This is a genomic window from Rhodobacter capsulatus SB 1003, assembly GCF_000021865.1.
Classification (GTDB): domain Bacteria; phylum Pseudomonadota; class Alphaproteobacteria; order Rhodobacterales; family Rhodobacteraceae; genus Rhodobacter; species Rhodobacter capsulatus_B.
Genome location: NC_014034.1, coordinates 2,986,116 through 3,012,095, shown reverse-complemented (window position 1 = coordinate 3,012,095; position 25,980 = coordinate 2,986,116). Strand labels below are relative to the sequence as shown.

Annotated in this window: 29 protein-coding genes; 16 read left to right on the top strand and 13 right to left on the bottom strand. The window is 66.3% G+C overall.

What is annotated here, in order from left to right; genetic code table 11:
- The first annotated feature begins 27 nt into the window (after positions 1 to 27).
- Positions 28 to 753, top strand: coding sequence for an alpha/beta fold hydrolase (locus RCAP_RS13970; RefSeq protein WP_013068529.1), 726 nt, complete (start codon positions 28 to 30; stop codon positions 751 to 753).
- A 141-nt stretch (positions 754 to 894) separates the two neighbouring features.
- Here the strand turns inward: RCAP_RS13970 and RCAP_RS13965 are convergent, their stop codons facing one another.
- The 3 genes from RCAP_RS13965 to RCAP_RS13955 are packed head-to-tail and all read right to left on the bottom strand — an operon-like array spanning position 895 to position 2,722.
- A complete protein-coding gene (locus RCAP_RS13965; RefSeq protein ID WP_013068528.1) occupies positions 895 to 1,959 on the bottom strand; it encodes a 5-(carboxyamino)imidazole ribonucleotide synthase in 1,065 nt (354 codons plus the stop codon).
- Entirely contained in the window at positions 1,952 to 2,437 is a 486-nt protein-coding gene (gene purE, locus RCAP_RS13960) for a 5-(carboxyamino)imidazole ribonucleotide mutase (RefSeq protein WP_013068527.1), read from the bottom strand. The genes RCAP_RS13965 and purE overlap by 8 nt, the downstream gene beginning before the upstream one ends.
- Positions 2,438 to 2,491: 54 nt before the next feature.
- On the bottom strand, positions 2,492 to 2,722 hold the full coding sequence (locus RCAP_RS13955) for a YdcH family protein (RefSeq protein WP_013068526.1): 231 nt from the start codon (positions 2,720 to 2,722) through the stop codon (positions 2,492 to 2,494).
- Positions 2,723 to 2,944: 222 nt separating this feature from the next.
- Between RCAP_RS13955 and RCAP_RS13950 the strand changes: the two genes are divergently transcribed.
- Complete coding sequence (locus RCAP_RS13950; RefSeq protein WP_013068525.1) at positions 2,945 to 3,358, top strand: Hsp20 family protein; 414 nt, start codon at positions 2,945 to 2,947, stop codon at positions 3,356 to 3,358.
- A 9-nt stretch (positions 3,359 to 3,367) separates the two neighbouring features.
- Positions 3,368 to 3,595: a DUF1150 domain-containing protein gene (locus RCAP_RS13945; RefSeq protein WP_013068524.1), complete on the top strand. Its 228-nt coding sequence runs from the start codon at positions 3,368 to 3,370 to the stop codon at positions 3,593 to 3,595.
- Between the two features lie 289 nt (positions 3,596 to 3,884).
- On the opposite strand, the gene RCAP_RS13940 is transcribed toward RCAP_RS13945, so the two are convergent.
- Complete coding sequence (locus RCAP_RS13940) at positions 3,885 to 5,591, bottom strand: bifunctional sulfate adenylyltransferase/adenylylsulfate kinase (RefSeq protein ID WP_013068523.1); 1,707 nt, start codon at positions 5,589 to 5,591, stop codon at positions 3,885 to 3,887.
- A 282-nt stretch (positions 5,592 to 5,873) separates the two neighbouring features.
- Between RCAP_RS13940 and RCAP_RS13935 the strand changes: the two genes are divergently transcribed.
- Positions 5,874 to 6,287 (top strand): hypothetical protein, encoded by a 414-nt coding sequence (locus RCAP_RS13935; RefSeq protein WP_131726001.1) that lies wholly within the window; start codon positions 5,874 to 5,876, stop codon positions 6,285 to 6,287.
- A gap of 52 nt (positions 6,288 to 6,339) precedes the next feature.
- On the opposite strand, the gene trxB is transcribed toward RCAP_RS13935, so the two are convergent.
- Positions 6,340 to 7,281 carry a thioredoxin-disulfide reductase gene (trxB, locus tag RCAP_RS13930; RefSeq protein ID WP_013068521.1) on the bottom strand — a complete coding sequence of 314 codons (942 nt, stop codon included), beginning with the start codon at positions 7,279 to 7,281 and terminating at the stop codon, positions 6,340 to 6,342.
- Between the two features lie 184 nt (positions 7,282 to 7,465).
- On the opposite strand from trxB, the gene RCAP_RS13925 reads away from it, so the two are divergent.
- Positions 7,466 to 7,966, top strand: coding sequence for an Lrp/AsnC family transcriptional regulator (locus RCAP_RS13925; RefSeq protein WP_013068520.1), 501 nt, complete (start codon positions 7,466 to 7,468; stop codon positions 7,964 to 7,966).
- A 175-nt stretch (positions 7,967 to 8,141) separates the two neighbouring features.
- Here the strand turns inward: RCAP_RS13925 and RCAP_RS13920 are convergent, their stop codons facing one another.
- From RCAP_RS13920 to RCAP_RS13910, 3 genes are all read right to left on the bottom strand, one after another.
- Positions 8,142 to 9,113 carry a Gfo/Idh/MocA family protein gene (locus RCAP_RS13920; protein ID WP_013068519.1) on the bottom strand — a complete coding sequence of 324 codons (972 nt, stop codon included), beginning with the start codon at positions 9,111 to 9,113 and terminating at the stop codon, positions 8,142 to 8,144.
- Positions 9,114 to 9,164: 51 nt separating this feature from the next.
- Entirely contained in the window at positions 9,165 to 10,064 is a 900-nt protein-coding gene (gene rpoH / locus RCAP_RS13915; RefSeq protein ID WP_013068518.1) for an RNA polymerase sigma factor RpoH, read from the bottom strand.
- A 136-nt stretch (positions 10,065 to 10,200) separates the two neighbouring features.
- On the bottom strand, positions 10,201 to 11,244 hold the full coding sequence (locus tag RCAP_RS13910; protein ID WP_013068517.1) for an RluA family pseudouridine synthase: 1,044 nt from the start codon (positions 11,242 to 11,244) through the stop codon (positions 10,201 to 10,203).
- On the opposite strand from RCAP_RS13910, the gene RCAP_RS13905 reads away from it, so the two are divergent.
- Positions 11,234 to 11,536 carry a DUF6476 family protein gene (locus RCAP_RS13905; RefSeq protein WP_013068516.1) on the top strand — a complete coding sequence of 101 codons (303 nt, stop codon included), beginning with the start codon at positions 11,234 to 11,236 and terminating at the stop codon, positions 11,534 to 11,536. The two genes, RCAP_RS13910 and RCAP_RS13905, sit on opposite strands and share 11 nt — an antisense overlap.
- A 295-nt stretch (positions 11,537 to 11,831) precedes the next feature.
- Here RCAP_RS13905 and RCAP_RS13900 read toward each other — a convergent pair whose 3' ends face one another.
- Positions 11,832 to 12,071: an accessory factor UbiK family protein gene (locus RCAP_RS13900; protein ID WP_013068515.1), complete on the bottom strand. Its 240-nt coding sequence runs from the start codon at positions 12,069 to 12,071 to the stop codon at positions 11,832 to 11,834.
- Positions 12,072 to 12,205: 134 nt separating this feature from the next.
- Between RCAP_RS13900 and lgt the strand changes: the two genes are divergently transcribed.
- From lgt to RCAP_RS13880, 5 genes are all read left to right on the top strand, one after another.
- The gene (lgt, locus tag RCAP_RS13895) at positions 12,206 to 13,090 is read left to right on the top strand and encodes a prolipoprotein diacylglyceryl transferase (RefSeq protein ID WP_013068514.1); all 885 of its coding nucleotides are present in this window, start codon (positions 12,206 to 12,208) and stop codon (positions 13,088 to 13,090) included.
- Positions 13,087 to 14,157, top strand: coding sequence for a class I SAM-dependent methyltransferase (locus tag RCAP_RS13890; protein WP_013068513.1), 1,071 nt, complete (start codon positions 13,087 to 13,089; stop codon positions 14,155 to 14,157). Before lgt ends, RCAP_RS13890 begins: the two co-directional genes overlap by 4 nt.
- 3 nt (positions 14,158 to 14,160) lie before the next feature.
- Positions 14,161 to 14,922, top strand: a complete 762-nt coding sequence (gene pgeF / locus RCAP_RS13885) for a peptidoglycan editing factor PgeF (RefSeq protein WP_013068512.1) — start codon at positions 14,161 to 14,163, stop codon at positions 14,920 to 14,922.
- Between the two features lie 224 nt (positions 14,923 to 15,146).
- Positions 15,147 to 15,317 carry a hypothetical protein gene (locus RCAP_RS19670; RefSeq protein WP_013068511.1) on the top strand — a complete coding sequence of 57 codons (171 nt, stop codon included), beginning with the start codon at positions 15,147 to 15,149 and terminating at the stop codon, positions 15,315 to 15,317.
- Between the two features lie 283 nt (positions 15,318 to 15,600).
- Positions 15,601 to 16,416 (top strand): Hint domain-containing protein, encoded by an 816-nt coding sequence (locus RCAP_RS13880; RefSeq protein ID WP_013068510.1) that lies wholly within the window; start codon positions 15,601 to 15,603, stop codon positions 16,414 to 16,416.
- 219 nt (positions 16,417 to 16,635) lie between these two features.
- Here the strand turns inward: RCAP_RS13880 and RCAP_RS13875 are convergent, their stop codons facing one another.
- Positions 16,636 to 17,811, bottom strand: coding sequence for a dipeptidase (locus tag RCAP_RS13875; RefSeq protein WP_013068509.1), 1,176 nt, complete (start codon positions 17,809 to 17,811; stop codon positions 16,636 to 16,638).
- Positions 17,812 to 17,878: 67 nt separating this feature from the next.
- Positions 17,879 to 19,705 carry a M3 family oligoendopeptidase gene (locus RCAP_RS13870; RefSeq protein ID WP_013068508.1) on the bottom strand — a complete coding sequence of 609 codons (1,827 nt, stop codon included), beginning with the start codon at positions 19,703 to 19,705 and terminating at the stop codon, positions 17,879 to 17,881.
- Positions 19,706 to 19,908: 203 nt separating this feature from the next.
- On the opposite strand from RCAP_RS13870, the gene RCAP_RS13865 reads away from it, so the two are divergent.
- Genes RCAP_RS13865 through RCAP_RS13850 form a run of 4 tightly spaced genes read left to right on the top strand, consistent with a single transcriptional unit; the run spans position 19,909 to position 23,842 of the window.
- On the top strand, positions 19,909 to 21,321 hold the full coding sequence (locus tag RCAP_RS13865) for a circularly permuted type 2 ATP-grasp protein (RefSeq protein ID WP_013068507.1): 1,413 nt from the start codon (positions 19,909 to 19,911) through the stop codon (positions 21,319 to 21,321).
- A 4-nt stretch (positions 21,322 to 21,325) separates the two neighbouring features.
- Positions 21,326 to 22,279: an alpha-E domain-containing protein gene (locus RCAP_RS13860; protein ID WP_013068506.1), complete on the top strand. Its 954-nt coding sequence runs from the start codon at positions 21,326 to 21,328 to the stop codon at positions 22,277 to 22,279.
- On the top strand, positions 22,276 to 23,088 hold the full coding sequence (locus RCAP_RS13855; RefSeq protein WP_013068505.1) for a transglutaminase family protein: 813 nt from the start codon (positions 22,276 to 22,278) through the stop codon (positions 23,086 to 23,088). The genes RCAP_RS13860 and RCAP_RS13855 overlap by 4 nt, the downstream gene beginning before the upstream one ends.
- Before the next feature lie 28 nt (positions 23,089 to 23,116).
- Positions 23,117 to 23,842 (top strand): proteasome-type protease, encoded by a 726-nt coding sequence (locus RCAP_RS13850; protein WP_013068504.1) that lies wholly within the window; start codon positions 23,117 to 23,119, stop codon positions 23,840 to 23,842.
- Positions 23,843 to 24,074: 232 nt separating this feature from the next.
- Here the strand turns inward: RCAP_RS13850 and RCAP_RS13845 are convergent, their stop codons facing one another.
- Positions 24,075 to 25,013: an alpha/beta fold hydrolase gene (locus RCAP_RS13845; RefSeq protein ID WP_013068503.1), complete on the bottom strand. Its 939-nt coding sequence runs from the start codon at positions 25,011 to 25,013 to the stop codon at positions 24,075 to 24,077.
- Complete coding sequence (locus RCAP_RS13840; protein WP_013068502.1) at positions 25,010 to 25,297, bottom strand: SCP2 sterol-binding domain-containing protein; 288 nt, start codon at positions 25,295 to 25,297, stop codon at positions 25,010 to 25,012. Before RCAP_RS13840 ends, RCAP_RS13845 begins: the two co-directional genes overlap by 4 nt.
- A gap of 63 nt (positions 25,298 to 25,360) precedes the next feature.
- Here RCAP_RS13840 and RCAP_RS13835 point away from each other — a divergent pair, with 63 nt between their 5' ends.
- Positions 25,361 to 25,921, top strand: coding sequence for a tetratricopeptide repeat protein (locus tag RCAP_RS13835; protein ID WP_013068501.1), 561 nt, complete (start codon positions 25,361 to 25,363; stop codon positions 25,919 to 25,921).
- Positions 25,922 to 25,980 lie beyond the last annotated feature (59 nt).

Below are 25,980 nucleotides of genomic sequence, written 5' to 3'. Positions count from 1 at the left end.
CCGGGGGAATTCGACAAGGCTCGGGTCATGCTGATCCGGGCCTTTCTGCTTTTCTGTCTGACTGCCGCCCCGGCCGCGGCCGATTGCGTCGTGCTGCTGCATGGGCTTGCCCGCAGCCCGCGCTCGCTTTTCGTGCTGGAGCGGGTGCTGGAAGCGCGGGGCAGGCGGGTGGTGAACCTTGGCTATCCTTCGACGAGGGAGACGGTGGCGCAGCTGGCGGACCGGATCGAGGCGGGCTTTACCGCCTGCGGGCCGGGGCCGGTCGATGTGGTGACGCATTCGATGGGCGGCATCCTGCTGCAGATCTGGGCCGAGCGCGGGGAAAACGCCCCGCGCATCCGCCGCGCGGTGATGCTGGCGCCGCCGAATGGCGGGTCCGAGATCGTCGACACCTTTCGCGATCAGGCCTGGTTTGGCTGGATGAACGGCCCGGCGGGGCTGGCGCTTGGCACCGGCGCCACCGATGCGCCCGCGCGCCTGGCCGTGCCGCGGTTCGATTTCGCGGTGATCGCGGGCTCGGACAGCCTGAACCCGATCACCTCCTGGCTGATCCCGGGACCGGATGACGGCAAGGTCTCGGTCGCAAGCGCGAAACAGGCGGGGATGCGGGATTTCCTCGTGCTGCCGGTCACCCACACCTGGATGATGGATGATCCAAGGGTGATCGTCGAAGTGCTGGCATTTCTGGACACGGGCCAGTTCGAGCCGGTGCCGGGCTGGGGCGCGGCCTTGCAGCGGCTGGCCCTGCCGTGAGCCGGGCAGGGGGGCGCTGCCCCCCTCTTGCCTGCGGCAAGTCTCCCCCCGGGACTATTGTCCCAAGGTGAAAGGGCGTTGTTTTCACCTTGGCGGAAATATCCTCGGGGGTGCGGGGGCAGACAGCCCCCGCTGCCGCGGTCAGAGAATGCGGTTCACATGGCCCATCTTGCGACCCGGCTTGGCTTCGGCCTTGCCGTAAAGATGGATCTGCGTGTTCTTTGCCCGGGCAAATTCGGGGATGCGGTCCACGTCGGCGCCGATCAGGTTCAGCATCTCGACATCGGCATAGCGCCCGCCATCGCCGAGCGGCCAGCCCGCGACCGCGCGGATATGCTGTTCGAACTGATCGACGGCGCAGCCCGCCTGTGTCCAGTGCCCGGAATTATGCACCCGCGGCGCGATCTCGTTCACCAGAAGGCCCGCGGGCGTCACGAAAAGCTCGACCCCCAGCACGCCGACGTAATCCAGCGCATTGAGGATCCGCGCCGCCACCAGCACCGCATCCGAGCGCAGGGCAGGGGGGATGCGGGCGGGCACGGTCGTCGTATGCAGGATGCCCGACTTGTGCACGTTCTCGCCCGGATCGAAACAGGCAATCGACCCGTCCAGCCCGCGTGCGGCGATCACCGAAATTTCGGCGCTGAAATCGACGAAGCCTTCCAGAACCGCCGTTGCCCCGCCCATCGCGGCCAGCGCCCCGGGCGCGTCGGCGGGGGTCATGATCCGCGCCTGCCCCTTGCCGTCATAGCCCAGCCGCGTCGTCTTCAGGATCGAGGGCGTGCCGATCTGTGCAATCGCGGCATCCAGCGAAGCGGCATCGGTCACCTCGGCCCAGGGCGCGGTGGTCAGGCCGATGCCGTTCAGGAACGACTTTTCCAGGATCCGGTCCTGCGAGGTGGCCAGCGCCTTGCGCCCCGGCCGGATCGGACGCAGGCTTTCCAGCAGATCGAGCGCCGAGGTCGGGATGTTCTCGAATTCATAGGTGATGACATCGACCGCTTCGGCAAAGGCCCGCAGGGCGGCTTCGTCGTCATAGGGCGCGGTAAAGACCCGGTCGGCGACCTGACCCGCGGGCGGATTGGCGCCGGGTTCGAAGATCGCGCATGTCAGACCAAGGCGCGAGGCCGCGACCGAGAGCATCCGCCCCAGCTGCCCGCCGCCCAGAATGCCGATGGTGGCGCCCGGTTTCAGCATCTCAGTCATCTTGCGGCTCGTCGGGAATGGAGGCGGAAAGGGCCTCGCGCCAGGCATCGAGCCGGGTTGCAAGGTCGGGATCCTGCAGCGCGAGGATCCCCGCCGCCATCAGCCCGGCATTGGCCGCGCCCGCAGCGCCGATCGCCATCGTGGCGACGGGAAAGCCTTTGGGCATCTGCACGATCGAATAAAGACTGTCGACGCCCGCCAGCGCCTTCGTCTGCACCGGCACGCCGACGACCGGCACGCGGGTTTTCGAGGCCATCATGCCCGGCAGATGCGCAGCCCCCCCGGCGCCCGCGATGATCACCTGCAACCCGCGTTCAACCGCGGTCTTGCCATAGGCCCAGAGCCGGTCCGGGGTGCGATGCGCCGAGACGATCTTCTTTTCGTAAGCCACGCCCAGTTCATCCAGAACCGTCGCCGCCTCGCGCAGGGTCGCCCAGTCGGACTGGCTTCCCATGATGATTCCCACTTTCACGCCCATTCGGCCCCCCATTCTGTGGCGGCACTATAGGCAGACCGACCGCAGGGGCAAGTCTCAGGCGATGATGTCGGGGGTCAGCCGGTCTTCGATCCGGGCGATCTGGTCTTTCAGCGCCAGTTTCTGCTTTTTCAGCCGCACCAGCCGCAGCTGATCGGGGTGGGCGGCGTTGACCAGCGCGGAAATCGCCTCGTCCAGATCGCGGTGCTCGCGCCGCAGCACTTCAAGCTTGACGCGCAATACCTCGTCCGAGTTCATCTCGATCGGGCTGTCGATATGAGCATTCATGGCATGGTCCGATCACCGGCTGAGACAGACAAGCAGAGCCAAGCCCCCCCGACTCGCCCCGCTTTTGTCCGATCATATCAAATCCGCGGGCCTTGCGGGAAATTTCCTGACTGCGACGCGCCGCCGCCCCCTTGCACCTGCGGGCGGGCTGCCCATATCCTGAGCATGGGGCTGCCGCCTTGCGGGGTCCACATGCAACGTCGCTTTCCAAAGGGCTTGCCAATGACGAAACTGAGCTTCGGCGCACATCCTTATCTGCTGGGCTTCGACCAGCTGGAGCGCCTTGTCGAACGGACCGCAAAATCCGGGTCCGACGCCTATCCGCCCTACAATATCGAGCAATCGGGACCGGACGAATTCCGCATCACCCTGGCGGTGGCGGGCTTTGCCGAGGCCGATCTGGCGATCACCATGGAGGATCGCGCCCTGGTCATCCGCGGCCGACAGGCCGATGACGGGTCCGAGCGCATCTTCCTGCACCGCGGCATCGCGGCCCGCGCCTTTCAGCGCAGCTTCGTGCTGGCCGATGGCGTCGAGGTCTCGGGGGCCGCGCTGGAAAATGGCCTGCTGCACGTCGAGCTGAAACGGGCCCAGCCCGAGCCGGTGGTGCAGACGATTCCGATCCGCAGAAAATAAGGGGGCATCATGGATCACAGAGCTGACTTCGACGTCGCCGCGGGCGAGCGCATTGTTTATGTCCGGCCGGTCCCGGTGACCGAAATCCCGGCCGAAATCCGCGACCGGGTGGGCCATATCGACCACATGTATGCGCTGCACAACATCAACGGCGAGCGGCTGGCGCTGGTGAAGGACCGCGAGATGGCCTTCGTGCTGGCGCGGCAAAACGAGATCACCGCGGTCAGCGTGCACTGAACCGCTCGACATCATCGCGACAGGGGCGGCAGGGGATTTCCCCGCCCGGTGTCCCCCGGCCGCAACAGGACCGCCTGCCCCATGCACACCAGAGGGCGGCGCCTGCCCCGGCGGGCGAGAAGCGCCCGCCATGGGCGGGGCGGGCGCTGCCCGGGGGCCTTTGGGCCCCCGGGGTCCTGGGGCGCATGTCTCGCATGGCCGCGTCACGGGCCGCGGCCAAGCTGAAGCACGGGGCAAAAGCAAAACGCCCCGGGGTTTCCCGGGGCGTTTCCTGTGTCTTTCGAAAGGCTTACGCCTTGATCAGGCCCATCGATTCCAGCTTCAGGATCACCTGATGCGCGCAGTGATCGACATCGACGCCGGTGGTGTCGACGGCCAGTTCCGGGCTCGTGGGCACTTCGTAAGGGTCGGAAATGCCGGTGAATTCCTTGATCTTGCCTTCGCGGGCGAGCTTGTAAAGCCCCTTGCGGTCGCGGCTTTCGCATTCTTCAAGCGAGGTCGCCACATGCACTTCGACAAAGGCGCCATAGGCCTCGATCATCTCGCGCACGGCGCGGCGGGTCGCGGTATAGGGCGCGATCGGCGCGCAGATCGCGATGCCGCCGTTCTTGGTGATTTCCGAGGCGACATAGCCGATGCGCTTGATGTTGATGTCGCGGTGCTCTTTCGAGAAGCCGAGTTCCGAGGACAGATGCTTGCGCACCACATCACCGTCAAGCAGCGTCACCGGACGCCCGCCCATCTCCATCAGCTTGACCATCAGCGCGTTCGCGATCGTCGATTTGCCCGAGCCCGAGAGGCCGGTGAAGAAGACGGTGAAGCCCTGTTTGGCCCGCGCAGGCGAGGTGCGGCGCAGCTCTGCGACCACCTGCGGGAAGCTGAACCATTCCGGGATATCAAGCCCCTCGCGCAGACGGCGGCGCAGTTCGGTGCCCGAGATGTCCAGGACGGTGCAGCCCTCCGGCACTTCGTTCGCCGGGTAATATTGCGCCTTTTCCTGCACATAGACCATGTGCTTGAAATCGACCATGGTGACGCCGATTTCCTCTTCATATTGCTTGAAAAGGGTCTGCGCATCATAGGGGCCGTAGAAATCGACGCCCTGGCTGTTCTTGCCGGGACCGGCGTGGTCGCGGCCGACGATGAAATGGGTGACGCCGTGGTTCTTGCGAATCAGCCCGTGCCAGACCGCCTCGCGCGGGCCCGCCATCCGCATCGCCAGGTTCAGAAGGCTCATCGTCGTGGTCGATTGCGGGTATTGATCGAGCACGGCTTCATAGCAGCGCACCCGGGTGAAGTGATCGACATCGCCCGGTTTCGTCATGCCGACGACGGGGTGGATCAGCAGGTTCGCCTGCGCCTCGCGGGCGGCGCGGAAGGTCAGTTCCTGATGCGCGCGGTGCAGCGGGTTGCGGGTCTGGAAGGCGACGATCTTTTGCCAGCCCAGCTTGCGGAAATAGGCGCGCAGCTCGTTCGGCGTGTCGCGGCGGCCCTTGAAATCATAATGCACGGGCTGCTGGATGCCGGTGATCGGCCCGCCCAGATAGATCGCGCCCGCGGTGTTGTGCAGGTAATTCACCGCCGGATGCGCCAGATCATCGGCGCCAAAGACCTTTTCGGCTTCCTTGGCCTTGTTCGGCACCCATTTGTCGGTGACCGACAGGATCGCCAAAATCACGCCTTCCTGATCGCGCAGCGCGATGTCCTGGCCCGGCGCGATGCCTTCGGCGAATTTCTCGGTCACGTCGAGCGTGATCGGCATCGGCCAAAGCGTGCCATCGGCCAGACGCATGTTCTCCACGACGCCGTCGTAATCGGCCTCGCCCAGAAAGCCTTTCAGCGGGAAGAAACCGCCGTTCATCAAGAGTTCAAGGTCGCAGATCTGCCGCGGCGTCAGGTCCCAGGACGGCAGGTTGCCCGCTTCGATCTTCAGCTTCTGGGCGGATTCGTGGGAAACATAAAGCTCCGGAATGGGAGCCAGATTGGGAAGAGTCATCGCTTGACCTGCTTTTTTTCGAGGGCTAACCGCCGCGCCACACCGGCGCTTGGGCGCGGCTTTGCCCGCAAATAGGGCGTTTTTCAAGCAAAAGCCGGGGGTGCCCGGTGAAAGAAGGCGGTTTTGGTGCGTTTGTGCCGAAGGCCGGAACGAAGTTTCTGCAAACTGCGTCAATCCACGCCGTTTGTTGCGGTCCGAAGCGGTGCTATCGTGCCCCGAAGTTTGCTTTGAGGGGAAGTCATGGGTCTGAAATCAAGTCTGACGCCTATCATTGCCGGTTGGGTGTGGATCTCCGGTTGCGAGTACGGCATCAATCAGGTCTGGCTGAAAAGCCAGTGGGAAGAATACTACAGCACGCTCGGGATGGCCTATCCCGACGACATGATGAAATGGGCTGCCTGGTGTCTTGTCTTCGCGCTGGCGATGCGGATGCTGGTGTCCCGCTTCAACGTGCTGGCGGCGGGGATCGTCTCGTGGATCTTCGTGGTCGGCCTGTCGCTGGTCGCGCTGTGGAACTATGCGCCGATGCCGATGGAAATGTTCCAGCTCTACGGCCCGGCCAGCTTCGCCGAAACGCTCTCGGCGGCTCTGGTGATCTCGATGGTCGTGGGGATCGCCGATGCGATCAAACGCTCGCAGATCCGCGCCAAGGAAAAGGCCAAGGCGAAACTGAAGGCCAAGGCCGTCGCGGCCTGAGCCTGTCACAGTCTGAAACGGGCCGCCCTCGGGCGGCCCTTTTCGTTGCGCCTCAGCCCTGTTCGGCCAGCCAGCGTTCGGCATCGAGCGCCGCCATGCAGCCCATCCCCGCCGAGGTGATCGCCTGCCGATAGGTGTGATCGGTCAGATCGCCCGCGGCAAAGACGCCCGGAATGCCGGTGCGGGTCGTGCCCGGTTCCACCTTCACATAGCCGCCGTGATGCAGCTCGAGCTGGTCCTTGACCAGCTCCGAGGCGGGCGCATGGCCGATGGCGACAAAGAAACCGTGGCAGGGGATCTCGCGTTCGGCCCCGGTCTGCACGTCCCTGATGCGGCAGCCGGTGACGCCCAAAGGCGCCTCGGTGCCCAGCACCTCCTCGACCGTGGCATTCCAGATCACCTCGATCTTCGGGTTCTTCTTCAGCCGCTCGATCAGGATCTTTTCGGCGCGGAAACTGTCGCGGCGGTGGATCACGGTGACCTTCGACGCGAAATTGGTCAGGAACATCGCCTCCTCGACCGCCGCATTGCCGCCGCCGACCACCACGACCTCCTTGCCGCGATAGAAGAACCCGTCGCAGGTGGCGCAGGCCGAGACGCCGAAGCCCTGGAATTTCTGCTCCGACGGCAGGCCAAGCCAGCGCGCCTGCGCCCCGGTGGCCAGAATGACCGTGTCCGCAGTATAGACCGTGCCCGAGTCGCCCGTCGCGACAAAGGGCCGGGTGCCCAGATCCAGTTTGGTGATGATGTCGGTGATGACCTCGGCGCCCATCGCGCGGGCATGTTCTTCCATCTGCACCATCAGCTCCGGCCCCTGCACCTCGGTGCGGCCGGGCCAGTTTTCCACCTCGGTGGTGATCGTCAGCTGCCCGCCCGGCTGCATCCCCTGCACGAGGATCGGCTTCAGCATCGCGCGCGAGGCATAGACCGCGGCCGTATAGCCGGCCGGCCCCGACCCGATGATCAGAACCTTCGTATGCTTCGTGTCGCTCATGCCGGAACTCCTGTTGTGACGCCGCTCATATAAGCAGCAGACAGGCCCGGGAAAACCCCCGCGCGGCACCGCTGTGTCGCACCCGGGGCTTTCCCGGGCGATTGCGCTTGCGCCCGAAAGGGCGAAACAATATTGCGCAGCTTGGCGCTGGAAGATAAGGTTTGCGCAGCCAAGGAGGTTCGGCATGGGCACGAGCAAGCTCGACGAGATCGACCGGAAGATTCTGGCCGAGCTGCAGGCGGATGGCCGGATGACGAACGTCGAATTGGCCAAGCGCGTCGGCATTTCGGCACCGCCCTGCCTGCGGCGGGTGCGCACGCTGGAAGAGGCGGGCTACATTCGCGGCTATCACGCCGATGTGAACCCGCGCGAGCTGGGCTTCGAGGTGCAGGTCTTCGCGATGGTGCGGCTGCACAGCCAGGCGGAAACGGATCTGAGCGCGTTTGAGCGCCGCTGCCAGGCCTGGCCCTTGGTGCGCGAATGCCACATGCTGAACGGCGAGATCGACTTCGTGCTGAAATGCGCGGCGCCGGATCTGAGCACGTTCCAGAATTTCCTGACCGGGCAGCTGACCGCAGCCGAGAATGTGGCAAGCGTGAAGACCTCGCTCGTCATCCGCTGCGCCAAGGACGACCCCGGCGTGCCCTTCGACGTGCTCGAAGAGCGGCTCGCCAAACACGCCTGAGCGCTCGGCCCCAGGGGGGCAGGGGGGCTCTGCCCCCCGTCCCCGCGGGACTCCCCCCGGGATATTTGCGCCAAGGTGAAAGGCAAACCGGGATCTGCTTTCACCTTGGTCCAAATATCCCGGGGGGTGAATTGGCCGTCAGGCCAAGAGGGGGGCAGCGCCCCCCGCCTTGCCCTCAGATCTCGCCCGCGCGCACCAGATCGATCATCGCCTGTCCCTTGCGCGCCTCTTCCAGCGTCCAGAGGAAGGGTTCGCCGTCGCGGATGTGGCGGGCAAAGGCTTCGACCTGCAGCACATATTGGTTCACCCCGGGGAAGCGGTGGGTTTCGGTGCTGCTCATGCCGTGCAAGGTGATCTCGGCCTGATCGAAGGCGGCGGCGTTGAACGGGGCCGTAAAGGTGATCCGGCCGGTCTCGCCCTGCAAGGTCACCTCCTGGCGCGGGAAAAGCCGGGTCGAGGTCATCGCGGCAAAGGTGAACTCCCCGCCCGGGCCCGCCATCTCGCCCCAGACCTGGGCGAACGTGTCGACGCCGTTCTCGCGTTTGATCCGCGACGCAAGCCGCACCGGTTCCGCCCGCGCCGCGAAGCGGATCGAGGAATAGGCATAGACGCCGATATCGGGGATCGAGCCGCCGCCGGTCTCGGCGCGGTTGCGGATGTTCCCCGGGTCGGGGTTGTCGAAGCAGAACACGACATCGGCATGTTTCAGCCGCCCGATCCGGCCCTCGTCGAGCCAGCGCCGCGCCAGCTGCCATTGCGGGTGATGCACGATCATATAGGCCTCGGCCGCGCATTTGCCGCTGGCGTCGCGGGCGGCGATCAGCGGGTCGATCTCCTCGGCCCGCAGGGCCAGCGGCTTTTCGATCAGCACATGCTTGCCCGCCTGAAGCGCCCTGATCCCCCAGTCCACATGCAGATGGTTCGGAAGCGGGATATAGACCGCCTCGATCGCGGGATCGGCCAGCAGCGCCTCGTAGCTCTCATGCAGGGTCAGATCGGGGGCGAAGGCGGTGAAGGCCGTAGCTTTCGCGGGGCTGGATGTCGCCAGCGCCGCCAGACGCGCGCCCCGCGCCGCATGGAGCGCAGGCCCCATCCGGCGCGCCGCGAAATCCGACGCGCCGAGAATTCCGAAATTGACTGGCTGCATGGTCCTCTCCCTTTGGCCCCAAGCTAGCGCGCGGGGCCGGGGCGGGCAATGTCAGCCCGGCAGGCTCATGCCCTTTTCCTTGGCCAGCGCCTTCATCCGGCCCTGCAGCTTTTCAAACGCCCGGACCTCGATCTGCCGGATGCGTTCGCGGCTGACGTCATATTGCGACGAGAGTTCCTCGAGCGTCACCGGCTCGTCACGCAGCCGCCGCGCCATCAGGATGTCGCGTTCGCGTTCGTTCAGCACATCCATTGCCGCGACCAGCATCGCGCGGCGGGCCTGCAATTCGTCGGCCTCGGCATAGGCCTCGGCCTGATCGGCATCCTCGTCCTCGAGCCAATCCTGCCATTGCGTGGCGCTTTCGCCATCGCTGGCGCCCACCTGCGCGTTCAAGGACGCATCCGACCCCGCCAGACGGCGGTTCATCTCGATCACGTCGTCTTCGCTGACGTTCAGATCATGCGCGATCTTCGCCACCGCATCGGGGCGCAGATCGCCCTCGTCCAGCGCGCCGATCTTCGATTTCGCCTTGCGCAGGTTGAAGAAGAGCTTCTTTTGCGCCGAGGTGGTGCCCAGCTTCACCAGGGACCACGAGCGCAGGATGTATTCCTGGATCGCGGCGCGGATCCACCACATCGCATAGGTCGCCAGCCGGAAGCCGCGTTCCGGGTCGAAGCGTTTCACCGCCTGCATCAGGCCCACATTCGCCTCGGAAATCACCTCGGCCTGCGGCAGGCCGTAGCCGCGATAGCCCATGGCGATCTTTGCCGCCAGCCGCAGGTGCGAGGTCACCAGCCGATGCGCGGCTTTCGGGTCCTGATGATCGACCCAGGCCTTGGCCAGCATGTATTCCTCTTCCGGTTCCAGAAGCGGAAACTTGCGGATTTCCTGCAGATAGCGGTTCAGACCCTGTTCGGGGCTGGGGGCTGGCAGGTTGGCATAGCTCGACATCGGTTCAGTCTCCCTTCGGGCCCCAGATGGGGAAGGAGGCCTGCCCTTTCAAGGGGTTCGGCCGCCGGTCATGGGGATGAACGCAGGATGGGCCGGAATCCGGCGCCGGGCAAGCACTGATGACGCAAGCGTGAGATCAGGTGATCTGCGGCCCGGCGCGCAAGGTTGCCAGCAGCGCCTCGAAATCTTCGGGCAGGGGGGAGGTGAAGCTGAGCTCCTCGCCGGTGACCGGATGGGTAAAGCCCAGCGTCGTCGCATGCAGCGCCTGACGGGGGAAATTGGCCACCGCCTCGGCCGCGGCGGCACCGACCGCGCGGACCGAGAGTTTCCGCTTGCCGCCATAGGTCGGATCGCCCACCAGCCCATGCCCCACATGCGCCATATGCACCCGGATCTGATGCGTGCGCCCGGTTTCGAGCCAGCAATCCATCAAGGCCGCGACGCCGCCAAAGGCCTCGACCGTGCGGGCGCGGGTCACCGCATGGCGCCCGCCGGTGAACAGCACCGCCTGGCGCTGCCGGTCGGTCGGGTGGCGGGCGAGCTGCGAGGTGATCTTCAGGATGCCGCCCTGTTCGAAATTCACCCCGCGGATGCCGCGCAGCCGCGGATCGGCGGCAGAGGGCACGCCCTGCACCAGCGCGGTGTAATGGCGGTGCACCGTGTGTTTCTCGAATTGCGCCGCAAGGCCGTGATGCGCGCGGTCGGATTTCGCCACGACGAGCAGGCCCGAGGTTTCCTTGTCGATCCGGTGCACGATGCCCGGCCGCGCCTCGCCGCCGATGCCCGACAGCCTGCCGCCGAAATGATGAAGCAGCGCATTGACGAGCGTGCCGTCCTCGGAGCCGGGCGCCGGATGCACCACCATCCCCGCGGGCTTGTCGATCACGATCAGGTCCTCGTCTTCCCAAAGCACGGTCAGCGGAATGTCCTGCGCCAGGGTTTCGACCGCGCGGGGCGGCTCAACCGCGATCATGTAGACCTCGCCCGGGGCGACCTTGGCCTTCTGATCGGTGATCGCGACGCCGTCCCGTGTCACCGCGCCCTCGGCGATCAGCCGGGCCAGACGCGAGCGCGACAGCGCCGCTTCTTCTGGCACAAGCGCCGCCAATGCCTTATCAAGCCGCTCGGCGGGGTCTTCGCCGATTTCGATGCGCAGGAGGTGTGCCGCGATGTCCGACATGATGCCTTCCGATCCGGCGCCGCCGCCCGAGGTGAAGTTTCTGAAGATTCTCACCACCACCCTTGCGGGGGTGATGATCTTCGGCCTTCTAACGATCATCTTCCTGCTTGTCACCCGCCTGCCGGGGGCGACGAAACTGCCCGCGCTGCCCGCTGCGATCACGCTCCCCGCGGGGGAAAAGGCCGAGGCCGTGACCTTCGGGCGGGGCTTTACCGTGGTTGTGACGGAAAGCGGCCGGGTGCTGGTCTATCGCCCCGATGGCGGGCTGGCGCAGGATGTGGCGCTGAAGTGACGCTGATCTGGCCTCGGCCATCGCCGAGGCCATGCGAAACAGATGTCCCGTGACCGCCGGGGCGCCAAAGCGTCCCGGCCAGCGCCCGCCCCGCCCATGGCGGGCGCTTCTCGCCCGCCGGGGCTGGGCGCTGGCCTCTCGTCGTGCTCGGGGATGCGGTCGTTTCATCCGCGTCGTGCCGCGGGCGGGGAAAGGCGGTGCCTTTCCTGATCCGCCCGAAGGGACCGATCAAAGCAAAACCGCCGAAGGCGCGAACCTTCGGCGGGCGTATCTTTCCCGGGAAGAAGCCGAAAGCTTACTTCGCTTCCAGCGCGTCGAGACGCGCCTTCAGCGCCTCGTTTTCCTCGCGCGCTTTCGCGGCCATCGCCTTCACCGCGTCGAATTCCTCGCGGGTGACGAAATCGCGATCCGCCATCCAGCGGTCCATCCAGCTTTTCATCGCCGTTTCCGCCTCGGTCTTGGCGCCCTGCGCCACGCCCATCGCATTGGTCATCAGCTTCGACATCTCGTCGAAAAGTTTGTTCGGAGCTTGCATCGTCTTCACCTTCTGCCTGCGGGCCGCCGCACCGGCCCCGCTTGCGCCCTATATGGGCTGTCAGGCCCGCCGAGACAAGGTTGACTTCGCCGCAGCGCAAGGGCCAAGTGGCACCGCTTCAGCCCGAGGACGTCATGGCCCTTCCTTTCCCCGACATCTCCCCCGACGCGTTCGAGATCCCGATCCTCGACTGGCCGATCCGCTGGTATGCGCTGGCCTATATCGCAGGCCTTCTGGCGGGCTGGCGCATCGTCGTCGCGCTGATGCGGCGCCCGAAGCTCTGGGGCAGGGCCGCGCCGATGCCGCCCGAAGCGGTCGAGGATCTGCTGACCTGGGTGATCCTGGGCGTCATCCTCGGCGGGCGGCTGGGCTTTGTGCTGTTCTACGATCCCGCCACCTATCTGGCTGATCCGCTGGCGATTTTCCGGGTCTGGGAAGGCGGCATGTCGTTCCATGGCGGCTTTGCGGGCGTCGTCGTCGCGGGGCTCGTCTTTTGCTGGCGGCGCGGCATCGCGCCCCTGTCCGTGGGCGATGCCTTTGCGCTGGTGGCGCCGATCGGGCTGTTCCTGGGCCGGATCGCGAATTTCATCAAGCCCGAGCTTTGGGGGCGGCCGACCGACATGCCCTGGGGCGTGATCTTCCCGGTCGAGGCGGCGCAAATCTGCAACGGCTGGGCCGGGCAGGTCGATTACGCCTGCGCCCGCCATCCCTCGCAGCTTTACGAGGCCGGGCTTGAGGGGCTGGTTCTGGGCGCCGTGCTCTGGGCGCTGTTCGCCCGCGGCGCGCTGCGCCGCCCGGGGCTGCTGATGGGGGTGTTCCTGATCGGCTACGGGCTCGCCCGCGCCTTTGTCGAGCTGTTCCGCCAGCCCGATGCGCAATTCGCCAGCGCGACCAATCCGATGGGCTATGCCTATTTTCTGGGCGATATCGGCATCACCATGGGGCAGCTGCTCTCGGCGCCGATGATCGCCATGGGGCTGATGCTGGTGCTTTACGCCCGGATGCGGGGGGCAAGGTGACGCCGCTCGCCCGGCTTCTCGCTGCGCGCATCGCGGCCGAGGGGCCGATCGGGCTGGACCAGTATATGGCCGCCTGCCTGCTGCATCCCGAGCACGGCTATTACGCCACCCGCGATCCCTTTGGCCGGGCGGGCGATTTCATCACCGCGCCGGAGATCAGCCAGATGTTCGGCGAGATGCTGGGCCTCTGTCTGGCGCAGGTCTGGCTGGATCAGGGCCGCCCCGCGCCCTTCATTTTGGCCGAGATCGGGCCGGGGCGGGGCACGCTTTTGGCCGATGTGACGCGGGTGATCGCCCGCGTGCCCGGCATGGCGGATGCGGCGCGGCTGCATCTGATCGAGGCCTCGCCCACCCTGCGCGCGGTGCAGCGCCAGACGCTCGCCGCGCATCCGGTCAGCTGGCATGACAGTGTCGCAACCCTGCCCGAGGCGCCGCTGTTCCTGCTCGCGAACGAGTTCTTCGACGCCCTGCCGATCCGGCAATTCCTGCGCACCGAGGCAGGTTGGGCCGAGCGTCAGGTGGGTCTCGTGGGCGAGTGCCTTGTGCCCGGCCTTGCGCCGCCGACCCGCTTTGCCGCGCTGGAACACCGGCTCGTCGATACGACACCGGGCGATGTGGTGGAAACCTGTCCCGCCGCCGCGCCGATCATGGGGGAAATCGCCCGCCGCATCGCCACCCATGGCGGCGTCGCGCTGGTGATCGATTACGGCCATTGGCGCAGCCTGGGCGACACCTTTCAGGCGGTCAGGGCGCATGGCTTTTGCGACCCTTTCGCCACCCCGGGCGAGGCCGATCTGACCGCCCATGTCGCCTTCGAACCCTTGGCCGAAGCCGCCCGGGCGGCGGGGGCGCAGGCCTCGGCGATGACCGCGCAGGGGGTGCTGCTGGAACGTCTCGGCATCACCGCCCGGGCCGAGGCACTGGCGGCGCGGCTGTCCGGGGCGGCGCGGGAGGCGCATGTCGCCGCGCATCGGCGCTTGACCCATCCCGAAGAAATGGGTCAGGTGTTCCAAAGTCTTGCCATTTTTCCCGCAACCGCCCCGGTGCCCCCGGGCTTCGATGTCTGATCCATGCCCACGACGCTTGAAATCCTGACCTCTCCGGCCCTTTCGGGGGTGACGCACGGGTTTTTCACCCGCAAGGGGGGGGCCTCTTCCGGCATCTTCGCCGGGCTCAATTGCGGCCATGGGTCCTCGGATCAGACCGAGGCGGTGGCGCTGAACCGGGCGCGGGTGGCGACGGCGATGGGGGTCCTGCCCGCGGCGCTGGTGGGGGTGCATCAGATCCATTCCGCCGATGTGCTGGTGGTCGAGGAGGTCCCCGCCGAGACGATGCGCGCCGATGCGCTGGTGACGAAACGCCCCGGCATCGTGCTCAGCGTGCTGACGGCGGATTGCCAGCCGGTGCTGTTTGCCGACCGGGTGGCCGGTGTGGTGGGCGCGGCCCATGCGGGCTGGCGCGGCAGCCGCGACGGCGTGCTGGAAGCGACGCTGGACGCGATGGAGGCGCTGGGGGCCGATCGGGCGCGGATTTCCGCGGTGATCGGGCCCTGCATTTCGCAGCGCGCCTATGAGGTCGGCGATGATTTCATGGAAAACTTCCTGATCGACGATCCGCAGGCGGCGCGGTTCTTTGCGGGCGGCCCCGCGGGCAAGCCGATGTTCGACCTGCCGGGCTACGGGCTTGCACGGCTGCGCGCGGCCGGGGTCGGGCAGGCGGAATGGACGCGGCACTGCACCTATGCCGATCCCGAGCGGTTCTATTCCTTCCGCCGCACCACCCATGCGGGCGAGGCCGATTACGGCCGCCTGATCTCGGCGATTCGGCTTTAGGCGCGGGCGGTCCGCGCCTGTCGGGCCCGGATTGTGGCGCAATCCGCGCCGCAACGCCCGTTAACCCTTTATTTTGCAGTTTCGCGCAACACTTCCTGCCATGATTTCGCCCGCGGGTGGCGCAGGAAAGCACGCTTGGTGCCCAATCGCCGCCGTATTGCGGGGGGAAAACACCTCAGGGGCCGATGCCTGGCATCGGTCCGCAAGAACCGCAGGAGAGCAGAATGACCCTGAAACCGACCCCGCGCTGGATGCAGACCGCCCTTGACAGCGCCGCCAAGGCCTCCGTCGCGATGCCCTGGCAACGCGGTGCCCGCCGGGCCGAGATGCTGGCACGGCGCAAGGGGGCCGCTGCCCCGGTCGCGGCCAAGCGGCCCGCGCTGGCCGCCTGCTGATCCTTTCCGCCTTTGGGGCCGCGCCTTCGGGCATGATCGGCTGCCGCAGCGGCCGGGGGCTGCCACCCCCGGCCGAAAGCGGATGATTCGATCCGATTGCGGCGAAATCCGGGCATTGTTGCCGTAACCGCAACAAGTGGCGGGCAGGCGGGGCGGATTGGTTGCCGCCGTTCAGCAATTCTTCACGAAATTTGACGCAGGGCCGCCCGGCGGGCATTCTGGCCCGGTCTTTCTGCATGCGGTGGGGGCCGTCGCAGATGTGACCAGACCGGAAGGCTGTGCCATGTCGATTACCCACCGGCTCGGGGCCGGGCAGGCTGCCCTGCCCGTGGACCGCGATGATCCCTCTGCCGGGCTGAGCGCCCGCAAGCCGCCCCTGCTGGCGGCGAAATCGCTGCGCGCGATGCCGCTGACGCGGCGGTATCAGTCCTGCTGGCTGACGCCTGAGGGCGCGGTGCAGACCAGCACCCGGCTGGCCCCGGCGACGCCGCTTTTCGAGGAGGCCTTCTCGGCGCTGGCGCGGGGCTCGGTGCTGATGACCGAAGACGGTCCGGTCGCGATCGAGGATCTGCAGCCCGGCCAAAGCGTCCTGACCGCCGAGGGCCGGGCGGAACGGGTGTGCTGGATCGGCTCGATGGTGATCTATCCCGGCGCCGAGACCGGCCGCGATCTGGAGGAACAGGTCAGCCTGACGCGGATCACCGCCGAGGCTTTCGGGGCGGGACGGCCCGCCCTGGATCTGGTGCTGGGCCCGCGGGCGCGGCTGTGCCTGCGCGATCCGCGCCTGCGCCGGGTTTCGGGCCTCGAGGCGGCCTATGTGCCCGCCCGCGCCTTCCTCGACGGCATCAGCGTGATCGAGGTCACCCCCTCGGCGCCGGTTACGGTCTATCATGTGGTGCTGGAACAGCACGGCTCGCTGCGCGTCGCGGGGCTCGAGGTCGAGGCCTTCCACCCCGGCGAGGGGGTGGAGCGGATGATCGATCCGCGGATGCTGTCGCTTTTCGAGGCGCAATTCCCGCAATTCGCCAGCCTTGCGGCTTTCGGCCCGCCTGCGCATCCGCGTCTGACCCGGTTCGAGGTCGAAAGTCTCTGGGACTGAGCGGGGGATTTCGCCCCGGCAAGCCGGGGCGACCCGCGGGGGGCTCCGCCCCCCGCACCCCCCGGCGTATTTTGCCAAGGAAAAGCAGGGCGCTGGGCCGCCGACGGGTTGCGGGGCGGCAACCGAAGGGGTTTTCCTTGGCAAAATACGCCTCTTGGGGGTCCGGGGGCGAAGCCCCCGGCGGGTCGCCTCGCGCAAGCGAGGCGAAATCCTGCTCCCCTACTGCGGCAGCGTCTCGCGCAGATAGCGGATCATGTTGCCGCCCATGACCTTGGCGATCACGCTCTCGCTCAGCCCCGCATCCAGCAACGCCTGCGTCAGCGCCGCCAGTTCCGAGCTGTCGAATTCCGTCTCGACCGCGCCGTCGAAATCCGAGCCGAGCGCGACGTGATCCTCGCCCACCAGTCGCACCGCCGCCACGATCGACCGGGCCACGCCCGCGGGCGTCGCGTCGCAGGTCACCTCGGCCCAGGCGCCGATCCCGATCAGACCGCCTTTCGCCGCGATCTCCCGCATCAGCGCATCGGGGAAATTGCGCTTCACCGGGCAGACGCCGTGAATGCCGCCGTGGCTGACGATCGGCCGCGTGCCCGGCATCGCCAGCACTTCGCGCGCCATCGGTTCCGAAGCATGGGCAAGGTCGATCACCATGCGCTTTTGCACCATCCTTTCAACCACCTGCCGCCCGAAGGGCGTCAGCCCGGCGTCATCCTCGCCATGCAGCGAGCCGCCCAGTTCGTTGTCGAAGAAATGCGTGAGCCCCAGAAGCCGAAACCCGGCGTCGTAAAGCCGATCCAGATTTTCGATCCGGCCTTCCAGGGCATGACCGCCCTCGGCGCCCAGAATCCCGGCCACGGTCTGCGCGCCTTGCGCCCGCGCCGCCAGCACCCGGTCGAGATCCCCCGCCCGCCGCACCACCACCAGCTGATCGGGCGCCGCCTCGGCTATCGCCCGCAGCCGCGCCGCCTGATCCAGCGCGCGTTCGGCAAGGCTGAACCAGCTCCGCACCGGCCGCAACTGCCCCATCACCAGAAGCGTGATGTTGTCCCGCGCGTCCTTGGCATTGTGGTCGTAATTCATCCCGGCGGGGGTTTTCGTCACCGTGGTGAAGACCTGCACCGCCACATTGCCCGCCCGCAGCCGCGGCAGATCGACATGGCCGCGGTCGGACCGCGTCAGCAGATCCCGGTCCCACAAAAGCGCATCGGAATGCCAATCGCCGATGACGAGCGTCTTGTGCAGCGCCGCCGCCTGCGCCGAGACCGGCCAGGGCTCATGCGGCACGACCCGGTTCTGCCCCCGCTCGACGATGCCGGGGGCAAGGGCGAAGAAGGCCCCCGCCGCCAGGATCACGGCCCCGCCCAGGCCCCATCCGATGCCTTTGCCCCAGCCCATGCGCGCCCCCCCCTTGTTTCGGAAAGGCTAGCAGGGCCGGGGGCAGGCGCAAAGCGCCAACGTGGCGTCAGGCCTCCATCGCCTCGAGCTCGTCGATCAGCCCCGCGATCATCGACAGCCCCTTGTCCCAGAAGGCCGGATCCGAGGCATCCAGACCGAAGGGCGCCAGAAGATCCTTGTGGTGTTTCGAGCCGCCCGCCTCCAGCATCTCGAAATACTTCGTCTGGAAGTCGGGCAGGCCCGCCGCATAGGTGGCGTAAAGCGCATTCACCAGCCCGTCGCCGAAAGCATAGGCATAGACGTAGAAGGGCGAATGCACGAAATGCGGGATATAGGTCCAGAAGGTCTCATAGCCCGGCATGAATTCGAACACCGGGCCAAGGCTTTCCGCCTGCACCGACATCCAGAGCGCGTTGATATCCTCGGGCGTCAGTTCCCCCTGCGCGCGCGCCGCATGCAGCTTGCATTCGAAATCGTAAAACGCGATCTGCCGCACGACGGTGTTGATCATGTCCTCGACCTTGCCCGCCAGCAGCTGCTTGCGTTCCGCAGGGGTCTTGGCCGCATCCAGAAGCGCGCGGAAGGTCAGCATCTCGCCGAAAACGCTGGCCGTTTCCGCCAGCGTCAGCGGCGTGTCCGAGAGCATCGGCCCCTGTTTCGCGGCCAGAACCTGATGCACGCCATGGCCCAGCTCATGCGCCAAGGTCATCACGTCGCGCGGTTTGCCCAGATAGTTCAGCATCACATAGGGGTGCACGGTGGTGACGGTCGGATGGGCAAAAGCCCCCGGCGCCTTGCCCGGTTTCACCCCGGCATCGATCCAGCCTTTGTCAAAGAAAGGCTGGGCAATCTCGGCCATGCGGGGCGAAAACGCGCCGTAAGCGCCCAGAACCGTGGCCTTCGCCTCGTCCCAGAGGATCTTGCGCGGGGTTTCGCTGGGCAGCGGCGCGTTGCGGTCCCAGACCTGCAGCTTTTCAAGCCCCAGCCATTTCGCCTTCAGCGCATAATAGCGATGCGAGAGCCGCGGATAGGCGGCCACGACCGCATTGCGCAAAGCCTCGACCACCTCGGGCTCGACATGGTTCGACAGGTGGCGGCCCAGCTGCGGCGTGGGCATCTTGCGCCAGCGGTCCTCAACTTCCTTTTCCTTGGCAAGCGTGTTGTGCACCCGGGCGAAAAGCTTGACGTTCTGCCCGAAGACCCGCGCCAGCTCGCGCGCCGCCGCCTCGCGCTTGCCCCGGTCGTGATCGCTCATCAGCGTCGTCGTGGCTTCAAGGTTCAGCGTCTCGCCCTGAACGGTGAACTGCAGCGCCGCGGTGGTTTCGTCAAACAGCCGGTTCCACGCCGAGGCCCCCACAACGGATTGATCGTGCAGGAACTTTTCCAGCTCGTCCGAAAGCTGATAGGGTTTCATCGCCCGCATCCGGTCAAAGACCGGCTTGAACCGCGCCACAAGCGGATCGGCAAAGACCGCTTCATAGCGCGCGTCGTCAATGCGGTTGAATTCCAGGCTGAAGAAGACCAGCGGCGTGGTGAAACTGGTGATCTTGTCGCCCGCATCCGACATGAATTTGGCGCGTTCGGCGTCGGTGGTGTTCTGATAATAGCGCAGCCCCGCATAGGACATGATCCGTCCGGCCACGGTCTCGATCGCCTCGTGGCGCGCGATGCAGTCCGCCATGCCCGCGGCGTCCAGGTCGGCCAGCTGCCCCTCGTAATCCTTGGCAAAGGAGGCGCAAGCGGCCTCGAGCCAGGCCATGTCATGCAGGAATTCCGGCGCGTCGGGGGCGGTGTAAAGATCGCTCAGGTCCCAGTCGGGCAGGGCGCCGAACTCTCCGGCCCCTCCCTGCGCGGGGGCGGCGTCGAATTTCGGGGCGGGGAAGGAACGGATCATGGCTTTCTCCTTGCGGGTCGGATCAGAGATAGGGGCAGGGCAGGCACCGTGCAAGCCGGGTCTGGATTGCGGTGATGCCCAATTTTTACGCAAACGCACAGCGATCGGGCGGCTTCTTCCGGCTTTCTGGCCTGTTTCCTGCTGCGGCGCTTCCGCTTCCCCCGCGGCCTGCCTAGGATTCAATCAGGGCGAGGGAATCACGCATGACGACTTATTTCAACGAAATGTACGAAGGCGGCACCGTCCGCGAGCCCTATGCGCGGCTCGAAGACTGGACGAAGGCCATGCCCGCCGCATTGCGCGCAATGAAACAGGCCGAGGCAGAGGCGCTTTTTCGCCGGATCGGCATCACCTTTGCGGTCTATGGCGAGGGGGGCGACCCGGACCGGCTGATCCCCTTCGACATGTTTCCGCGCGTCTTCACGCAAGGGGAATGGCGCAAGCTCGAACGCGGCATCAAGCAGCGGGCGCGGGCGCTGAATGCCTTTCTGCTCGATGTCTATGGCCGCGCCGAAATCGTCCGGGCGGGCAAGATCCCGGCGCGGATGGTGTTTCAGAACGAGGCCTTCGAGCGCGCCGTGGCAGGCTTCACCCCGCCGCGCGGGATCTATTCGCACATCGTCGGGATCGACATCGTGCGCACCGGCGCGGATGAGTTCTTCGTGCTGGAAGACAATTGCCGCACGCCTTCGGGGGTCAGCTACATGCTGGAAAACCGCGAAATCATGATGCGGATGTTCCCGCAGCTGTTTCGCGAAAACCGCATCGAGCCGGTCGACGGCTATTCCGATGCGCTGCGCCGCACGCTGGCCAGTGTTGCCCCGGCGAAATGCGAACGCGAGCCGACGATCGCCATTCTGACGCCGGGCCATTACGACAGCGCCTATTACGAACACAGTTTCCTCGCCGATCTGATGGGCGTCGAACTGGTCGAGGGCGCCGATCTGTTCGTGGAAGGCGGCTTCGTCTGGATGCGAACCACCGAGGGGCCGAAGAAGCTCGACGTGATCTACCGGCGCATCGATGACGCTTTCCTTGACCCGCTTTGTTTCCGGCCGGATTCGATGCTGGGCATTCCCGGGCTGATGGATGTCTACCGTTCGGGCGGGGTGTCGATCTGTTCGGCGCCCGGCGCGGGCGTGGCCGATGACAAGGCGGTCTATACCTTCGTGCCCGAGATGATCCGGTTCTATCTGGGCGAAGAGCCGCTTTTGAACAATGTCCCCACCTGGCAATGCGCCAAGCCCGAGGATTGCAAATATGTGCTCGACCATCTGGGCGAGCTGGTGGTGAAGGAGGTGCATGGCTCGGGCGGTTACGGCATGCTGGTGGGGCCGAAATCGACAGCCGATCAGATCGAGACCTTCCGCGCCAAGATCGCGGCGCATCCGGAAAACTACATCGCCCAGCCGACCTTGGCGCTGTCGTCCACGCCGACCTTTGTCGAGGAGGGGATCGCGCCGCGGCATGTCGATTTGCGGCCCTATTGCCTTGTGGGCGAGAAAATCGAACTGGTGCCGGGCGGTCTGACCCGTGTCGCGCTGAAAGAGGGATCGCTGGTCGTGAACTCGTCTCAGGGCGGCGGGGTCAAGGACACCTGGGTTTTGGCGGAGTAAGAGCATGCTGAGCCGGACCGCTGAAAATCTGTTCTGGATCGCGCGTTACATCGAACGCGCCGAAACCATGGCGCGGCTTTTGGAAGTGGGCGCCCGCATCGCGCTGATGCCCTCGGCCGGGCATGGCTACCGCAGCGAATGGGAGAGCCTGCTGCAGGCCTCGGGCACCGCCGAGGGCTTTGCCGCGAAATATGGCGACCCGGTGCAGCGCAACATCGAAAGCTATCTGTTCTTTGACCGGGACAACCCGTCCTCGGTCGTCAGCTGCATCGAACGGGCGCGGGAAAATGCGCGCATCGTGCGCACGGCGCTGACCTCTCAGGTCTGGGATGCGCTCAATGGCGCGTTTCAGGAGATGCGGCAGCTTGAGCGCAAGCCGCGCTCGGAAATGGAGCTGACCGAGCTGACCGAATGGGTGACGCGGCAGGCGGCGCTGGTGCGCGGCGCGATTGACGCGACGCTTTTGCGCAACGACGGCTATGCGTTTTTGAACCTTGGCTTCGCGCTGGAACGGGCCGACAACACCGCGCGGCTGATCGACGTGAAATATTACGTCCTCTTGCCCTCGGTCGATTTCATCGGCTCGGGGCTGGACAATTACCAATGGCAGACGCTGCTTCGGGCGCTTTCCGCCCATCGGGCCTTCCACTGGGCTTACGGCGGCGAGATCACCGCGGCGAAGATCGCGCATTTCCTGATCCTCAATCCGCAATCGCCGCGGTCTCTGGTCACCACCGTTACCATGGCGATGGAAAATCTGGATGCCTTGGCAAGGGGGTACCAGAAATCCGGCGCGGCGCAGATGCGGGCGCGCGCGCTTGTGGGCGAGATCGCCGAAACCCGCGTCGAGGAGATCTTCGACGAGGGCCTGCATGAATTCCTGACCCGCTTCATCCGCGATGTCGGCGAATTGTCCGACATGGTGCAGGCGGCTTATCTGAGCGGAGAAGCGCGATGATCCTGACGGTCCATCACGTCACCACCTACGAATATGACGCGCCGATGCGCGGGGCCGTGCAATCCTTGCGGCTGTTTCCCTCGCGGTTCGATGGCCAGCGCACGATCCGCTGGGATGTCGCGGTCGAAGGCGGCCTGCGCGGCGGCAATTTCCGCGACGGCGCGGGCGACAAGGTCGAGGGCTGGTCGCTGCGCGGTCCGGTGAGCGAGGTGACGATTTCCGCCATCGGGCAGGTCGAAACCACCGACACCGCGGGGGTGCTGCGCGGCCACCGCGAGATCGTCTCGCCCTTTGCCTATCTGCGCGAGACCTCGGCGACCTGGATCGATCATGCCTTGCGCGATCTGGCCGAAACCGCGGTAACGGGCGTCAAGGAGCCGCTTGACCGGGCGCATCGGCTGTCGCGCGCGGTCAGCGACGCCATCGCCTATCGCCCCGGCACGACGCATGCCCATACGACCGCGGCCGAGGCTTTGGCCCAGGGCGAGGGGGTCTGTCAGGATCACGCCCAGGCCTTGATCGCCTGTGCCCGCGCCGTGGGAATGCCCGCGCGCTATGTCTCGGGCTATCTTTTCGCGCGCGAGGATGGTGCGCCGCACGAGGCCGCTCATGCCTGGGCCGAGATCTGGGTGGAAAACATCGGCTGGATCGGCTTTGATCCGGCCAATGAATGCTGCCCCGATGCGCGCTATATCCGCATCGGCTCGGGGCTCGACGCGCATGAGGCGGCGCCGATCAAGGGCATCGCGCAGGGCGACGGGTCCGAGCGTCTCGATGTCACGGTTGCCTTGGAGGCCGTGCAACAATAATGTGGCCGCCTGCTTTTCCGGGGGAATGATGACCTATTGCGTGGGCCTGCTGCTCGATCAGGGCATGGTTCTTCTGTCCGACACCCGCACCAATGCGGGGCTGGACAATATTGCGACCTATCGCAAGATGTTCGTCTTCGAGGAGCCGGGCGAGCGGGTGGTGACGATCCTGACCGCGGGCTCGCTTTCGGTGACGCAGACGACGATTGCCCGGCTGCGCGAGGCGATCGAGCATCCCGAAACCAGCGCCGACACCTCGATCATGCAGGCGCCGACGATGCTGGCCGTGGCCGAGATCATCGGCAACACGCTGGCGTCGGTGCGCCAGGACATCGATCACAAGATGAACGCGTCCAAGGTCACCGTCTCTGCCTCGATGATCGTGGCGGGGCAGCGCAAGGGCGGGGCGATGCGGATGTTCCTGGTCTATCCCGAGGGCAATTTCATCGAGGCGACCGAGGACACGCCCTTCTTGCAGATCGGCGAGCACAAATACGGCAAGCCGATTTTGGACCGCGTCGTGCGGCCGGGGACGTCGCTCGAGGATGCGCAAAAGGCGGTTCTGTTGTCGATGGATTCGACGCTGCGCTCGAACCTGTCGGTGGGCATGCCGCTGGATCTGGCGGTGATCGAGAAAGACGCCTGCCGGGTCGGGCTGCGCAAGCGGATCGAAAAGGACGACGCGCAATTCGCGGCGATGTCGCAGGCCTGGTCCGAGGCCCTGCGCGACGGCTTCGGTCGGATCACGCTTTAAGGGCCTCGCGGGCCATGACCGAGGCCATCGCCGAGGTCACGCGCGACACCGGCCCCGGGACCGCCGGGGCGCCAAAGCGTCCCGGCCAGCGCCCGCCCCGCCCCTGGCGGGCGCTTCTCGCCCGCCGGGCCGGGCGCCGGCCTCTGTTGTGCCTCGCGGAAACGGTCTTTCGACCAGGGGGCGCTGCGGGCGGGGAAAGGCGATGCCTTTCCTTCTCCGCCCGGGCGGCCGGTCAGCCCCGGTTGGCGTCGAACAGCGCGGCGCAGGCGTCGTAGAACCGCGCCCGCATCGCGGGGCCTTCCATCATCACCTCGTGCTCGGCGCCGTCGTAAAGGGCAAGCTCCGCGCGCGGCCAGCTCGCCATGCGGTCGCGGATCGGCGCCTTCGGCACGATCCTCTCCCGCGTGCCAAGGGCGCAATGGCAGGGCAGGTCGGGCGCGGGCACGTCGGCCAAGGCTTCGCATTCCAGCACCGCCTCGGCCACCCAGTGCAGAGAGGCCCCGGCGATCGCCAGCCCCGGCGCCTTGGCCACCTGCCGCAGCAGCAGCGCCCACATGTCGGGATCGGTGGTCAGGAAATTGTCGTGAAACCCCGCGCGATGCACGAAGGTGACCGGCCCCCAACCCGGCGCATAGCGCAGCGCAAAGGGGCTTGATCCGGTCATCCGCGCCAGCACCGGCCCGAAAGGCCGGATCGCCCGGGGCAGGCCCACGCCCCACATCGGCGCGGAAAAGGCAACGGCAGCAAAGGGATGCGTTCCCATCAGACGGCGCAGCGCAATCGTGCCGCCCATCGAATGCGCCAGCACGACCCAGGGCCGCGGCAGATCAAGCTGCGCCGCCGCCGCCAGCATCGCATCGACATCGCGCTGATAATCGCTGAACTTGCCGACGAAGCCCTTGACCGGATCGGCGATCAGCCGGTCCGACAGCCCCTGTCCGCGCCAGTCGATCACCAGCGTGCCATAGCCGCGCGCCGCCAGATCCGCCGCCGCGGGACCGTATTTCTCGGCATATTCGGCCCGGCCCGCAAACAGGAACACCGTGCCCTTCGCCCCCCCGCCCCACAGCACCAGCCGCAGCCGGACACCATCGGCGGCGGTCAGCCACCAAGCCTGACCGCCCGCGGGCCCTTCGGCCAGATCGTGGAAAAGGGGGGCGTCCGCGATCACGAAAGCGCCGAGCCGAGCTGCATCGCCACGCCCATGGCGCCGTCGATCTTCAGCTTGCCCGACATGAAGGCCATCGTCGGATTCACCGTGCCCTCGATCATGCCGCGGAAGGTGTCGGTGTCGGCGGTCAGCGTGACCTCGGCCGCGTCATCGCCCGCGCGCACGCCATCGGGGTCGCAGATGATGCTGCCTTCCCCCTCGATGATGAATTTCGCGGTGGACGAAAAGCCGTTCGGCAGCTTCGCCGACAGTTGTTCCACGGCTTTTTCGATGACTTTGCTCATGTTGCCTCCGATTGTGAACGCCGCCCCCTCGATTTTCGCGGCATATGGGATAGAGTTCCAACTATGCGGGCGCGATCGATCAGAGACAAATGTATCGTTGCGGCAGTTGCCGTCTTCGTCAACCTCGGTTTTCCGGCCGGGGCCGAAACCACGGGGCTGGAGCGGCAGTTTTCCGAACTGGCCGATCCGGGCTATGCGGGCTGGCAAAGTGCCGAATCGGATATCCGCCGCGCCTGGTCGCGCTCGGGGTCCTCGACGATGGATCTGCTTCTGAAACGCGGCGAGGAAGCGATGGATGCGGGCGATCTGCCCGCCGCGATCGAGCATCTGACCGCGCTGACCGATCACGCCCCCGATTTCCCCGAGGGCTGGAATGCCCGTGCGACCGCCTATTACATGGCCGGGCAGCTTGGCCCCGCGATGGCCGATATCGCCCAGGTGCTGCGGCTGGAACCGCGGCACTGGGGCGCCTTGGCGGGTCTGGGCATGATTTTCGCCGACATGGGCGACAGGGCGCGGGCGCTTTCGGCCTTTCGCGCCTCTTTCGCCTTGAACCCGCATCAGCAGGATGTGAAGGATTCGATCACACGGCTGGAAAAGGAGCTTGCGGGCATCACCTTGTGAGCCTGCAGGAGGAATGCGATGACGGGGCGGATCACCGCGGTCCTTGGGCCGACGAACAC